This is a genomic window from Niabella ginsenosidivorans (genome assembly GCF_001654455.1).
Classification (GTDB): Bacteria; Bacteroidota; Bacteroidia; order Chitinophagales; family Chitinophagaceae; genus Niabella; species Niabella ginsenosidivorans.
Genome location: NZ_CP015772.1, coordinates 4,717,647 through 4,731,620, shown reverse-complemented (window position 1 = coordinate 4,731,620; position 13,974 = coordinate 4,717,647). Strand labels below are relative to the sequence as shown.

Annotated in this window: 15 protein-coding genes; 9 read left to right on the top strand and 6 right to left on the bottom strand. The window is 45.2% G+C overall.

The window, feature by feature from the left end; genetic code table 11:
- Positions 1-59: 59 nt before the first annotated feature.
- Together obgE and A8C56_RS20060 are read right to left on the bottom strand one after the other, a co-directional pair.
- Complete coding sequence (obgE, locus tag A8C56_RS20065) at positions 60-1,073, bottom strand: GTPase ObgE (RefSeq protein WP_067760062.1); 1,014 nt, start codon at positions 1,071-1,073, stop codon at positions 60-62.
- Positions 1,074-1,132: 59 nt separating this feature from the next.
- Positions 1,133-1,576: an SET domain-containing protein-lysine N-methyltransferase gene (locus tag A8C56_RS20060; RefSeq protein ID WP_067760056.1), complete on the bottom strand. Its 444-nt coding sequence runs from the start codon at positions 1,574-1,576 to the stop codon at positions 1,133-1,135.
- Positions 1,577-1,982: 406 nt separating this feature from the next.
- On the opposite strand from A8C56_RS20060, the gene pnuC reads away from it, so the two are divergent.
- Entirely contained in the window at positions 1,983-2,636 is a 654-nt protein-coding gene (pnuC, locus tag A8C56_RS20055; RefSeq protein ID WP_067760053.1) for a nicotinamide riboside transporter PnuC, read from the top strand.
- Positions 2,584-3,657 carry an acyl-CoA dehydrogenase family protein gene (locus tag A8C56_RS20050; protein ID WP_067760050.1) on the top strand — a complete coding sequence of 358 codons (1,074 nt, stop codon included), beginning with the start codon at positions 2,584-2,586 and terminating at the stop codon, positions 3,655-3,657. The genes pnuC and A8C56_RS20050 overlap by 53 nt, the downstream gene beginning before the upstream one ends.
- A 63-nt stretch (positions 3,658-3,720) precedes the next feature.
- Here A8C56_RS20050 and A8C56_RS20045 read toward each other — a convergent pair whose 3' ends face one another.
- Positions 3,721-3,912: a hypothetical protein gene (locus tag A8C56_RS20045; protein WP_067762322.1), complete on the bottom strand. Its 192-nt coding sequence runs from the start codon at positions 3,910-3,912 to the stop codon at positions 3,721-3,723.
- Between the two features lie 134 nt (positions 3,913-4,046).
- Positions 4,047-4,544 (bottom strand): DinB family protein, encoded by a 498-nt coding sequence (locus A8C56_RS20040; protein WP_067762320.1) that lies wholly within the window; start codon positions 4,542-4,544, stop codon positions 4,047-4,049.
- A gap of 256 nt (positions 4,545-4,800) precedes the next feature.
- On the opposite strand from A8C56_RS20040, the gene A8C56_RS20035 reads away from it, so the two are divergent.
- Genes A8C56_RS20035 through A8C56_RS20020 form a run of 4 tightly spaced genes read left to right on the top strand, consistent with a single transcriptional unit; the run spans position 4,801 to position 7,188 of the window.
- Positions 4,801-5,364 carry a thioredoxin family protein gene (locus A8C56_RS20035; RefSeq protein ID WP_245645613.1) on the top strand — a complete coding sequence of 188 codons (564 nt, stop codon included), beginning with the start codon at positions 4,801-4,803 and terminating at the stop codon, positions 5,362-5,364.
- 17 nt (positions 5,365-5,381) lie between these two features.
- Complete coding sequence (locus tag A8C56_RS20030) at positions 5,382-5,981, top strand: acyl carrier protein phosphodiesterase (protein ID WP_067762316.1); 600 nt, start codon at positions 5,382-5,384, stop codon at positions 5,979-5,981.
- A 1-nt stretch (position 5,982) separates the two neighbouring features.
- Complete coding sequence (locus A8C56_RS20025) at positions 5,983-6,543, top strand: DUF2911 domain-containing protein (RefSeq protein WP_067760048.1); 561 nt, start codon at positions 5,983-5,985, stop codon at positions 6,541-6,543.
- A 9-nt stretch (positions 6,544-6,552) separates the two neighbouring features.
- A complete protein-coding gene (locus A8C56_RS20020) occupies positions 6,553-7,188 on the top strand; it encodes a DUF2911 domain-containing protein (protein WP_067760045.1) in 636 nt (211 codons plus the stop codon).
- A gap of 71 nt (positions 7,189-7,259) precedes the next feature.
- Here the strand turns inward: A8C56_RS20020 and A8C56_RS20015 are convergent, their stop codons facing one another.
- Positions 7,260-7,706, bottom strand: coding sequence for a hypothetical protein (locus A8C56_RS20015; protein WP_067760042.1), 447 nt, complete (start codon positions 7,704-7,706; stop codon positions 7,260-7,262).
- A 437-nt stretch (positions 7,707-8,143) separates the two neighbouring features.
- Positions 8,144-9,373: a TCR/Tet family MFS transporter gene (locus A8C56_RS20010; RefSeq protein ID WP_067760038.1), complete on the bottom strand. Its 1,230-nt coding sequence runs from the start codon at positions 9,371-9,373 to the stop codon at positions 8,144-8,146.
- Positions 9,374-9,560: 187 nt separating this feature from the next.
- On the opposite strand from A8C56_RS20010, the gene A8C56_RS20005 reads away from it, so the two are divergent.
- The 3 genes from A8C56_RS20005 to A8C56_RS20000 all read left to right on the top strand — a co-directional run bounded on the left by A8C56_RS20005 (position 9,561) and on the right by A8C56_RS20000 (position 13,952).
- Positions 9,561-10,397, top strand: coding sequence for an ROK family protein (locus A8C56_RS20005; RefSeq protein ID WP_262492439.1), 837 nt, complete (start codon positions 9,561-9,563; stop codon positions 10,395-10,397).
- Positions 10,398-10,474: 77 nt separating this feature from the next.
- Positions 10,475-10,792, top strand: coding sequence for an ROK family protein (locus A8C56_RS25355; protein ID WP_262492438.1), 318 nt, complete (start codon positions 10,475-10,477; stop codon positions 10,790-10,792).
- A gap of 19 nt (positions 10,793-10,811) precedes the next feature.
- Complete coding sequence (locus A8C56_RS20000) at positions 10,812-13,952, top strand: SusC/RagA family TonB-linked outer membrane protein (RefSeq protein ID WP_245645611.1); 3,141 nt, start codon at positions 10,812-10,814, stop codon at positions 13,950-13,952.
- The last annotated feature ends 22 nt before the right edge of the window (positions 13,953-13,974 follow it).

Sequence of the window (13,974 nt, the reverse complement as noted above, 5' to 3'; positions counted from 1 at the left end):
CGTTGTCCGAATATACAGCGGATCATCCGGGCAACTATCCTGTACAATCCTGAGAGCTCTTATTTTCCGGGCATGTCCAGCGATGTATTTAATATTTCCCAAAGCCTGTCTTTCAGTTGGGTCAATCCCTGCTGGGTAACAGAAGATATAAAAAGATGCGGGATGTGCTCCGGCATTTCCCTGCTGATGGCGGCTTTTAGTTCATCGTCGAGCATATCGCTTTTACTGATCGCGATCAGAAATTGTTTGTGCAGCAGTTCCGGGTTGTACTGCTTCAGTTCGTTCATCAGGATGTCAAATTCTTTGCGATGATCAGGGCTGTCTGCCGGAATTAAAAATAAGAGGACGGGGTTGCGCTCAATATGGCGTAAAAAGCGGTGTCCGAGGCCCCGGCCTTCTGCTGCGCCCTCAATAATGCCCGGCATATCTGCCATGCAGAAACTCCGTCCGTCGCGGTATTCAACAATGCCTAAATTGGGGGTGATGGTGGTAAATGCATAGTTGCCTATTTTAGGTTTGGCGGCGGTAAGCACGGAGAGCAATGTTGATTTCCCAGCATTGGGAAAACCTACCAGACCTACGTCTGCCAGCACTTTCAGCTCCAGCACCTTCCAGCCTTCCTTACCGGGCATACCCGGTTGCGCATATTCGGGCGCCTGGTTGGTGGCAGTTGCAAAATTGGCATTGCCCAGGCCCCCCTTGCCGCCGGGCATCCAGATGATCTCCTGTCCGTCCTCCAAAATTTCCGCTTCCTTTTCGCCAGTTTCCTCATCCAGTGCAATGGTGCCTAAGGGCACTTCAATGATCACGTCTTTTCCGCTGCGCCCGGTTTGGTTGTTGTGGCCGCCGTTCTCACCATTTTCAGCCAGGATATTTTTATAATAACGTAAATGCAGCAGTGTCCACAGGTTGCGGTTTCCTTTCAGGATAATATGGGCGCCTCTGCCGCCGTCGCCCCCGTCGGGGCCTCCTTTGGAAGTGAACTTATCACGCAAAAAATGCTTAATGCCCGCGCCGCCATGGCCGCTGCGGCAGAAAATACGTATCTGGTCTACAAAATTGCTTTTCTCCATTATCTTGAAACAAAGATAACGGCATTCCTCCAGAAATAAAGAATGCGCACTGCGGATGACTATAGTGCTTTTTTTGATTTCTTTTTTTGTTCCCTTGCATCCAGCTTTATATTCTCCCTGACCTGTTTCCAGTACTGGGGTCCATAGGCAACAAAAATTTCGCTTCCTGCGGGAATCGCTCTTTTTGCTTTTATGAATACACGGGTTCCTTCTTCCATGTATTCCGCATTATTGGTAATGCCTTTGACCCGCTGCAGGCCGGCGGCATCATTGGCATAACGCCCGAAAGAGTTTTTGTTTTTGCTGGCGTCAATAACGGCATCGTCATTTATATGGAAAATATAGCCGTTATCTACATCCTGCTCTACCTCTTTCCAGGTTACAAGGTTGCCAATGTATTCAGTAATAATTTCATTTTTGGCAATATTTACTTTTGTAAACAACCCTTTACCGGCATTGGGCAGCGTAGAAGTCTTTACGAATAAGCGTTTTGACGACGGCATGGAATAGAATTAATGGCAGCGAATATATTACAAAACCCAACTCAATGAATAAGGGGGTTGAATTATTTTTTTTCGGTTTTGCCGGACAACTCCGTTATTGAAAGTGCCGGAGCTGGTTTATGTCTTTTATACTAAAGGCCCTGGCTGAATATTGTGCCTGTCCAGATTTCCTGAAAGGGCCTTTAGAACATCTGTGTTTCAGGAATCCGCAATATAGTATGCCGGCTCTTGATTCTTTTGCTTATCTTCACACCAAACAGGGGTGCCTTTTCCGCCATTGGCGGGATGAAATAAGGGCTGAGAATATACCCTTTGAAACCAGCCAGGTTTCAGGAACCTGATCCGGGTAATGCCGGCGTAGGAAAGGAAATGTACCAGCTTTATACCATCCTGTGTTTGATCTATTATGGAACAGTGGATACATTTTTTTATTCAGGAAATAAAGAACACTACCCTTTTGGAATGGCTGGGTGCGGGCTTTGGCATTGCACAGGTACTGTTTGCAAAGATCAACAAAGTGTGGCTATACCCAACGGGGATCGTTTCGGTGGTCATCAGCATTTATATATTTATAACAAACGGGTTGTACGCTGAAAGTATTTTAAACGGCTACTATCTGGTTATGAGCATTTATGGCTGGTGGTTCTGGGTATACAAACGAGATGTGGTTCCACTGCCTGTTACAAGAACAACCCGGCAGGAATGGAAAACGGTGCTGGCAATTGTTATTGGCGGGTTTCTGATCCTGTTCCTGGTGTTGAAATTTTTTACCAACTCTGTTGTGCCTGTAATGGATGCTTTTGTAAGCGCTACCGCCTGGGCGGGCATGTGGCTGCTTGCCCGGCGTAAGCTGGAGAACTGGATCCTGCTGAACATCAGCAATGCCGTTGCGATCCCCTTGCTGTTTTATAAACAGCTTCCCTTGTACGCAGTATTAACTATATTCTTATTTGTTGTTGCTATATTGGGTTTCTTTGAATGGAAACGCAGCATTGAAACTGAAAAAAATGATTCGTCAGGAAATAAAAAAGCCGTTGGAGACTTTAGCAAAGCTGTCTGATGAACAGGGTGTGTTTTTACCCGGACAGCTTGATATTATTTATAAGGAAAAATGGCTGAAGCTGTTTGTGCCCCGGTCTCAGAACGGGTTGGAACTGACACTGATCGAGGGGCTGGAAATGGAAGAGGCTCTGGCACGTATCGACGGAAGTCTTGGGTGGACAGTAACCTTATGTGCAGGGGCTTCCCTGTTTACGGGCTATCTTTCACCGGCTGTAACCGGGCCTGTTTTTAGGGATCCGGAAGTTTGCTTTGGAGGAAGCGGTGCATTGTCCGGCACTGCCCGGGAAACAGGAGAAGGGTACCTGGTTTGCGGCAACTGGAAATATGCAACCGGAGCTCCTTACTGTACCCATTTTACAGCCAATTGCAGGATTGAAAGGAATGGAAAGCCTGTACTGAATGATAAAGGAGCGCCCCTGTATCGCTCTTTTCTGTTCCTGCGTGAGGAAGTTACGCTTCATAAAGACTGGAATACCATGGGGCTGAAAGCCACTGCCAGTGATAGTTTCAGTGTATCTGACCTGTTTGTTGCAAAAGAACGCAGTTTTATGATCGACCCCCTGCAAACCACCCTGCCCGGTGCTGTTTATCAATTCCCATTCTTACAGTTTGCTGAAGCCACCCTTGCTGTGAACACATTGGGCATGGCACAGCACTTTTTGGATGAGCTGGAAAAACTGCTGCAATATAAAACGGCCTCAGGAACCCTGAGCACAGAACAGATGAGCCGGATAGAGCAGCTCCGGATAACAGCCTGTGATGATCTGAGCCGGCTGCGGCAATCATTTTTTGCTGCTGTTGCTGAAGCATGGGAACATACACTTGCCGGACGGCCTGTTCCGGAACATCAACTGGAGCAGGTAAGCCGGTTCAGCCGCGGGCTAGCCCGGGCATCAAGGGCGCAGGTGGTGCAATTGTATCCTTATTGCGGTGTAGCGGCAACACAGAACGACACTACTATTAACCGTATTTTCAGGGATATTTTTACGGCAAGCCAGCATTTGCTGCTGAACCTGTAAAAAAAGAGGCTCTGTTTAACAGAACCCCACAACAGTATTAAAAGGCTTTTGTTTTAGTTGAGCCTAAGAAGCGGACTGTGTCGAATTTCCCTGTTTTACCTGTCCTTTCAGGTTGTTCAGATTGTCTTTAAGTTTATTGCCAAGGCCGGCTACTTTATTTTTAAGGTTTGCTTTCTGGTCCGGACTCATTTTATACCAGGCTGCCACAGCAGCTAAGCCCAGGGCAAAAAGACCGTTTCTTGTGTTTTTGTTCATGTCAGAATACATTTAAAATAGTTAGTTAATGAAGATGTACCTAAAAAACTGTGCCATAATTCGGACGATGCTGTTAAATAACCTCAAAATGCCCTCTTTGTCTGACGTTTTTTACCATTCTTTCGTTGCAGCTATTAAAATTGCTGATCATCTGCCGAAGGGCCGTAGCTGCCCGGCAGCGGAATGTCATTTAAGCGATAATAAACTCCCAGTTGTGCCCTGTGGTGGGTGATCTGGTTTAAAGCATGGCGCATGGCACTGTATTTTGTCCATTCAGCCAGGGTTTGCCCGTTATGAGCTAACCGCCAGTTCTTTTCAAGATCGGCCCCGGTAGCTTTTTGAAGCGCCTCCTGGCTGGATGCCTTGTTTTTTTCAAGAGCAGCTAACAGATCTGTTTTGGTATCCAGGGGAGTGGGCCTATAATCCGTTTTGCCAAGATCCAGCTCTTCTGTTTGCAACATAAACCCCGGCCAGCCGAAAATTTCCACAATATGTGTAACAAGGTGGCTTAATGAATAACTTTTGGGATGCGGCTTGTAACTCCCTTTGCCATCCGGATAAAGCTCAAAGAACTTTTTGGTAATGTTGTATTCCTGTTCCAGCTCAGCGCTCAGTTGCTGTAGTGTGTCCATATTATAAATTTTAAAAAGTAGCTGATAAAGGTACATTATATTTTAAGTTGTATCTAATATTCGTGTTAATCGATCGTAAACTGTTTGGAGAACGATACGGAAACAATAATTATTAAGCTAACGCCCCCTGTAGTTATTACGGTTATTTCCATAACAGATAGTAATAGCAGGCGGTATGGTTATCAGATGAAACATTTTTGCTAAGTTGTGTGTTAAATATGTGCACGGATGCTGCCAGGAATTAAATGTATTTGATATGATGACGTTTCAAGAATATATGGATTATTTTGATGGGATACTAAGCGCAGCACAGGCTGAGCCACCTTATGATAACGCCGACTATTTTCAGTATACAAAAATGAACCGGTCCCGGTCCAACCGATGGCTAAAACAGGCGCCGCTGAGCGATGAAACAAAAAAGATCGTTTCAGGCATACAGCAAAAGCTGCAATGGATAGTGATTACGGAGCCCTGGTGCGGAGATGCGGCACATATTGTGCCCATTCTGTATTTAATGAGCCGGCTGAATGATCATATAGATTTTAAGCTGCAATTAAGAGATGCGGGTTCGGAAATAGAACAGTATCTGACCAATGGTACAAGATCCATTCCTATGCTGATTGTACGGAATGAAGAGGGAAAGGATCTGTTTCACTGGGGCCCGCGCCCGGAGGCAACTAGAAAGGTTTACGAAGCATTAAAAGAAAAAAAGGCGGGTTTTGAAGAAATGAAGACTCTTTTGCAGCAGGCGTATAATACAGACAAAGGAGCAGGCACCCAACAGGAGGTAGCTAACCTGCTAAAGCAACATTGCTGCTGATTACTTACTTTTACAGCATGAATTTTCTGGCGCACGCGCGGCTTTCATTTAATAATGAAGCCGTTCTGGTGGGTAATATGGTCAGTGATTTTGTGAAGGGATCCAAACAGTTTGAATTTCCCCCGCAAATCCAGGCTGGTATTCAACTGCATCGCAGAATTGATACCTTTACTGATGAACACCCGGCCACAATAGCGGCCAAACAGATATTTCGCCGGGAATACCGTTTGTACAGCGGTGCATTTATGGATGTGGTGTATGATTATTTCCTGGCCAATGATGCCGGTGAATTTTCCCGGGAAAGCCTGTCTGACTTTTCCCGGAACACTTACAGGGCACTGGACCGGTATGCTGATCTGCTGCCTCCGTCCTTTCAGCGGATGTTTTACTATATGAAGCAGCAGAACTGGTTGTACAATTACCGGGAGCAGAGGGGGCTTTTCAACAGTTTTGCCGGGTTGGTACGCCGGGCAAAATATTTAACGGACAGTGGCCCTGCAGAACAATTATTTACCGCTCATATGGAACTTTTACAGGAACAATACCGTCTGTTCTGGAAAGAACTGAAACCATATGCGGAACAACAATTTATTGAACTTTTGAAAAAAACAGAATAAGATGAGGAAATACCTGTTTGTAATCCTTATTGCTACAGCATTTAATTTTTCTGCAAAAAGCCAGTCCTGGATACCGGTTGACAAATCGCCTATGGACCAGATCTATTACCCGATTGATTATCCGTCTAAAAAAATAAGAGGGCTGAATGAGCCGCTGCGCATGAGGGTCATTTACAGCCGTCCTGCAAAAAACAACCGCAAGATCTTTGGGTCAGACATTGTTCCATACGGAAAAGTATGGCGGCTGGGGGCTAATGAAGCTACAGAGATCGATTTCTTTATGCCGGCCAACATCAATGGTAAAAGAATTGCTGAAGGACGGTATACCCTGTATTGTATACCTACGGAAAAGAACTGGACCTTTATTATAAACAGGGATACCGATGCATGGGGCGCGTTTAATTATGATGCCTCCAAAGATGTGGTGCGTATTACCGTTCCTGCTGAAGATGTAAAGGAGCCGGTTGAATCGCTGACAATTAATTTTGAAAAAAGCGGAACCAACGTTAACTTGGTTGCAGAATGGGATCAAAAGAAAGCATCTTTGCCTGTTAATTTTTAATCTTTATTAATGAACTATTTAAAAGGAGGTGTAATCCTGTTGCTTGCTATATGGCAACTTATGGCCTGTAACCGGAAACCGGACCGCAAAGAAGCGCCGCCGCAAAACGACATCATTCAGCCACAACTGCCGGCAAATAGCGGGAATCCCTATGAACCGGTAGATATTTCTCCAATGGATATGAGCTATTTTCCTGCTCATTACCCGTTAAGAAAACTGGCAGGTAAAATGACCGGGCCGCCGGTCATGCGTGTTATTTACAGTCGTCCGCATTTACAGGGTCGCGCTTTGTTTAACGGGGTTTTAAAATATGGAGAGCCATGGCGGCTGGGCGCTAATGAGGCTACAGAACTGGATGTGTTCCGCCCTGTGCTCCTTGACGATAAAAAGATCAATCCCGGGCGCTACACCCTGTATGCCATCCCACATGAAAAAAACTGGATCTTTGTTCTGAACAGCAGCCTGGACGATTGGGGGCTGAAGCAGGACAGCACAAAAGACCTGCAAAGAATAGCTGTGCCTGTAACCACGGGAAACCCAAGGATAGAATATTTTACAATGGTGTTTAAGCGAACCGATCAGGGTGCTGATCTTTTAGTAGCCTGGGATGACCAACTGGCAAAAATTCCGTTCGTCATAAAATAAAAAAGGAGCAGACAAGAATGTCCCGCTCCGTATTATACATGAGAAATGTTTTAGACTGAGAGAAGCAAAACTTAAATATCGCCTCTTTTAAACCTTGCTGTCTGGGCAATATTGCCATTATTATCAGCCACTACTTTATAGATGTTCTTGCTGTCGCGGATAATGAGATGATAAATAGTTGCAGTTGCAGTTGCCACTTCCGTTACACCATAGATCTCTTTTCCCCTGTATTCGTTTTTTATTTCGTAACGCACATTGGATGGAAGGTTGTTTTCTTTGTAATAACGGATCGTACGGATCAGTTTCCCGTTGTTGTCAAACATAGCACGGGAAGTAACAGACCCGGTGCTGAAGCTGGCCTCGCTGTATTCAGCTGTAGTGCTCCATTGCACATTCCGGGCATTGGTAAAAACCTCATTAAAGGTTTTCAATACTTTTTCATTTACTGATGGATCGGCAGTAGCGGCCATAGCGTTTAATCCAAACAAAAGAGCGGTGGTAAGAATAAAGAGTTTCATTTTTTAAAGTTTTTATTTTAGTTATTTAATTGCTTTGTTGATCCAAAAATAGTATGGGTTTACAGCTGGTGCCAAAGGGTTTGTGGCGGGTTGCCTGAGAAATGGGGTGAATGGCGGTTTTCCCCGGGTAAAAAAACGGCAAGTCCTGTATCACCTGTTCCTTTTCATTATTTGTTCCGGCCGGTATCATGAAATGCGTTTGTATCTGTAAGTCGCGGCGTTTTATCATTTGTTACATATTGCCCCGTAAAAGAATTGTTAAGCCTATTGGTTTTAAAGAACAGAAAGTTGCAGGTTTTTTCCGCCGCATAGGGCATACAGAAAGCATCGAGGCTCACATAACTGCTGTGTGCCCTTATGTAAAGGAGATGCTGCTATGATTGGGGAATGATCCTGCCGGTTACTGAATACAGAACCGGCAGGCCATACGTTATTTATTATTTGCCGGAAACCAGTTTTTCCTTTTTGAGAAAGGAATAGGCGACAACCGTACTTGCAAGCATTAATAGCGCCCCTAACAGGAAAGGTGCCCCCGGAAAATAAAACGGGGTTCCTTTTTGGGTACTGTAAAAGAAAAGGTTGGTCATTATTAACGGGCCAAATATGGAGGTAAGGCTCATTAAGCTGGTCAGGCCGCCCTGTAGCTGGCCCTGCTCATTGGGCGGCACGTGCTGGGTAATGATGGATTGTAAAGCCGGGCTTGCAATACCTCCAAGGCAATATGGAACCAGAAAGGCATACATCATCCAGCCCTGGGAAGCAAAAGCAAACAGCAGGAGCCCGACTGTATATAAAAGCAGTCCCAGGTATACAGAACGGTTATTTCCAAGCCGGGGAGTGGTAAACCGTACCAGGGCGCCCTGCACTATTCCTACCAGAATGCCCACTATAGCCAGGGAAATGCCCACCTGGCGTTCTGTCCACCTGAAACGATACATAGTAAAATAGTTCCAGTTGCTTTGCACTGCATGTCCGGCAAGGTAAATAAGCGTAAAGCAAAGTACCAGGCCGGCTATAGAGGGATAATTTCTGATATGCAGCAGCGCACCTGCCGGGTTGGCTTTTTTCCAGTCAAAAGTTCTGCGGTTTTCGGGTTTCAAAGATTCCGGCAGTACAAAATAGCCATAAAGGAAATTGATAAAGCACAGGATGGCGGCGGCAAAGAAAGGAGCTCTTAGCCCCCAGCCGGCCAGCAGCCCGCCCAGGGCAGGTCCGATGATAAACCCAAGTCCGAAGGCCGCCCCGATCAGCCCGAAGTTTTTGGTACGGGTTTCCTGGGTGCTGATATCGGCAATATAAGCGGTTGCGGCAGTAAAGCTGGCACCCGTTATGCCAGAAAGGATACGGCCCACCATTAAAAGGGAATAGTTATGTGCAAAAGCCAGTATCAGGTAATCCACACAAAAACCCAGCAAAGACAACAGAATAACCGGTCTTCTTCCGTACCGGTCGCTGAGATTGCCCAATAACGGTGCAAAGAGAAACTGCATGCTTGAGAACGCTACTATAAGATAACCGCCCCATTTGCTGGTGGCCTGAATGCTGATGTGCTTCAGGTCGGCGATCAGCGGCGGCATTACCGGAATGATCAGTCCCCAGCCGATAATGTCAATGGTCATCGTAATAAAAATAAAGCCTATAGCGGCATCACGCGATCCTTGTTTCATGCAAAAGGGTTTTAGTTTGTATGCTGAAAGCCCCTGTTTGCCGGGGTTTCATTCCATAAAAAGCGCGTAAAGATGGTTTATTTTTTCTTATCAGGGAAAGAATAGTAGAGAAGACAATTAAAAATATTTTTAAAAAAGTTTTTAATTATTTTAATAAGTTTATTAAGTTTGTGTTAACAATTGGCTAATGCAGAAACGCTTGCAATATAAATATTTGATCCTCAGGGAGTTTTATTACTCTAATTCACTTTCCTGTGCGGAATTAAGCGCACGGATTGGTAAAAGTATTCCGCTGACCACCCAAATGCTGAACGATCTGATGGAAGAAGGCCTTGTGGAGGAGGAAGGTCTGGCACCTTCAAACGGCGGCAGGCGCCCGCTGATGTATTCTATAAAAAAGGATGCTATGTATGTGGTAGCCGTGGCTATGGATCAGATGGTGACAAGAATAGCGGTTATTGGTTTTGATAATAAGCCTGTAGGAACGCCCCAGCATTTTGACCTGGAGCTGGCAGATAATCCTGATGCACTGGTCCAACTGAAGGGCGCCATTGAAACAGCTCTTAAAAAGTCCAAGGTCCCCCGGAAAAAAATACTGGGAGTAGGCATTGGCATGCCGGGTTTTATTGATGCCCGGAAAGGGATCAACTATTCTTTTCTTTCCACAGACAGCAACAGCAGTGTTTCGGCTTATCTGAATAAGGAGCTGGGGGTGCCCGTTTATATTGATAATGATTCCAGCATTATTGCGCTGGCCGAGCATCATTTTGGAGCTGCTGTGAATGTAAGGAATGCCATGGTGGTCAACATCGGCTGGGGAATTGGCCTGGGGCTTATTTTAAATGACCAGTTGTACAGGGGGGAAAACGGGTTTGCCGGGGAGTTCAGCCATATTCCCATGTATGATAACAACAAGCTTTGTTCCTGTGGAAAAAGAGGGTGCCTGGAAACAGAAACTTCCCTGAAAGTAATTATAGAAAAGGCTGAGCAGGGGCTGAAAAAAAGGACACATCCAGTTTTTTAAAAAAAGATTTCAGAACGGGGCTTATAGAGAACGACTGGCATGCCATTGTAAAAGCCGCCCAGTCCGGCGATGAATATGTGATCAAACTGCTGACTGCTGCTGGGTATGATATCGGGCGGGGTGTTTCCATTTTAATTCACCTTTTTAACCCTGATATGGTTATTTTAAGCGGCCGCGGTTCACAGGTGGGACGTCTTTGGCTGGCCCCGGTGCTGCAGGCAGTGAATGAACATTGTATTCCCCGTTTGGCCAACAGCAGCATTATAAAAGTTTCCAACATCGGGTACAGGGCAGAATTAATAGGAGCTGCGGCGTTGGTGTTGGAGAGCCTTGTGAAAGGCAAAGAAAAATCACGCATACCAAGACCTCTACCAGATAGTGTATCAATAGTTTAAACTTTTTAAAAAGAGAGAAATGATGAAGAAACAAATTCTGTTCGTATTCCTTGCGATGCTGATCTGTTGCGGGAGCCTGTTTGCCCAGGTAAAACGTACGATCACCGGTACTGTTACCGACGCAGACGGAAAGCCGGTTCCCGGAGCTACGATTACCATTAAGGGAACGGTAACGGCCGTGTCTACTGATGAAAACGGCCATTACAGCATTCAGGCAACTGATAATGCCGTGCTGGAAGTATCCTCTATCGGATATGCTAACCAGGATATGAAAGTGGGCACAAATACTACTGTAGATATTACCCTTACTACAACCGGTGGAAAAACAGAAGGAGAGGTAGTGGTTACGGCGTTAGGTATTAAAAGAGAACGGAAATCTTTGGGGTATGCCGTGCAGGAAGTGAAGGGACAGGCATTGGTGGAAGCGCGGGAGCCCAACCTGGTAAATGATCTGACGGGTAAGGTAGCCGGTTTACAGGTTGTACGCTCCGGAAACGGGATTGGAGGATCCTCACAAATCGTATTAAGGGGAAATAATTCATTAACAGGATTATCCCAGCCTTTGATCGTTATTGACGGTATTCCGATGAGCAATGCTATAGGCCGTGTTAACGGCAACAATGATTTCTGGAACCCTACACTGGATATGGGTAACGGGTTGAGTGATATAAACGCAGATGATATTGAAAGTATTTCTGTACTGAAAGGGCCAGCCGCTGCCGGTCTTTACGGATCATTAGGCGGTAATGGTGTTATTCTGATTACAACGAAGAGCGGTAAAAAACAGCAGGGCCTGGGCATTACGGTTTCCTCATCTGTTGGTTTCTCCAGTATCTTTACCAACCCGGAAATACAAAGCGCTTATGGCCAGGGAAGCAACGGATTGTTTAATGCAACCTCTGATTTAAGCTGGGGCCCGAAAATTGAGGGCCAGTCATATACGGATTGGGCAGGGGTAAACAGATCCATGCAGGCCTATAATAACGTTAAGAATTATTTTCAAACAGGCATTGCTTCTAATCAGAATGTTTCATTTCAACAGCAACTTGGAGGAACATCCGTTTATACTTCTTATAACCGGATGGATAATAAAGACATTGTACCCGGATCCAAACTGGTGAGAAATAACATCACAACACGGGCCATTACCAAATTTGGAAGACAGGAAAAATGGACGCTGGATACTAAAGTACAGTTTATTAATGCCACCGCTGATAACCGGCCGCTGGTGGGGCAAAATGTAAACAATGCTTTTGCAATTGCCTATAATCTGCCCCGGTCTTTGGATATTACCAGCTTTAAGCATTCTGTGGATTCTGCAGGCAATATGATCTGGTATCAACCCGGCAATAATATGAATCCTTACTGGAGCAGACAATACAACCTGAATAGCGACACCCGGAACCGGTTTTTGTTGAATGGCACATTAAAGCACCAGTTCACAGACTGGTTAAGCGCTGAAGTAAGCGGTGGTGCTGATATGTATACCACTAATACAGAAAGCAAGTTATACGCGGGCAGCCCGGGTAATGTTACAGGAAGCTATGGATTGGGAAAGCAAACTTATCGCCAAACCAATTTCAGCACTATGTTTACTGCCAAAAAAGACAATTTATTTGGTAAACTAGGCGGCTCCATTATGGTGGGAGGAAACCTGATGGCCTGGGAAAATTCTTCACTTAGTGCCAGTGCGGCTTCCCTTAAAGTGCCGAACCTATTTTCAGTAACCAATTCAAAAGGAAACCCATCCATTACGCAGGATTATTCACAAAAAAAGATCAATTCAGCCTATGGATCGGTTGAGCTGAACTACGACGGATACTTGTTTTTGAACGGAACGTTCAGAAACGATTGGTCCTCCACCTTAAGTAAACTCAACAGATCTTTCTTCTATCCATCTGTAGGCCTGTCTTATGTTATCACAGATATGATCACCAGGAACGGGGGGGCTCTTCCCGGATGGTTGAGCTTTGCCAAGCTGAGAGGTACTTATGCGCAGGCAGGTAGCGACCTGGATCCATACCAGCTGTATAATACCTATTTTATAGGAAATGATCCAAACAGCAATACGATAGCCTGGAGAAATACTACCTTGTTCAATGACAGCGTTAAGGCGCAGTTGATGAAATCGCTTGAAGCTGGTCTGGAAATGCGTTTTTTTCAGAGCCGTTTTGGCATAGATCTGTCCTTCTATAAAACAAATACGACCAACCAGCTGATTGATCTGCCAATGGATCCGTTGAGCGGGTATAACTATAGAAAAATAAATGCAGGGAATGTTCAGAATGCAGGCGTTGAATTGATCGCGGATGCAAAAATTCTCACACATCAAAATTCGCTGAACTGGAACATATCTGTAAACTATTCCCACAATAACAACGTGGTGAAATCAATTTATCCGGGTGTTCCCAAGTACCAGCTTCCGGGAGGTTCCTTTGATGATATCCAGATACTGGCAGTAGAAGGGCAAAAGTACGGTGAAATTTACGGAACCCAGTTTGCAAGGGTAACTGATAACACCAGTTCCAGTTATGGACAGTTATTGTTAAGCTCGGAAGGTTTACCACAAGTAGCGAATGATGGCGACAGGGTTCGGTTGGGTAACCAGCAGGCATCAGGATTACTGGGCGTTACCAACTCTTTTGCGTATAAAAATTTCGGATTATCCTTCCAGGTGGATGCGCGCTTTGGCGGGAAAATATTCTCAGGGACTCTTGCTGCTATGGAAAGAAGCGGAACTGCTGGAATGACGGTTGTAAATGGTTCCAGGGATTCTGTGATCGTAAATGGTGTTATTCTGAACAAAACGACTAATGAGTACGAACCTAATACGAAAAAAGTTTCTGCCCAGCAGTATTGGGGTGCGATGGCAGGAGAAGGAAATATCGGAATAACAGAGGCGAATCTGTACGATGCATCCAACATCCGCATCAGAAACATTCAGCTGAGCTATAACTTTCCTAAAAAAATGCTTTCCGGTAGCTTTATTCAAAGAGCGGCGGTTTCGGTGTCCTGTAATAATGTGTGGTTAATTTCCAGTCATATGCATGGTATTGACCCTGAATCAGTATACGCTACAGGAACACCCGCTGTAGGGTTTGAAAACGGGAGCGCTCCTACATCAAGAACCTTCTTTATCAATTTTACTTTAGGGTTCTAATATTTAACTATTTAATCTGAAA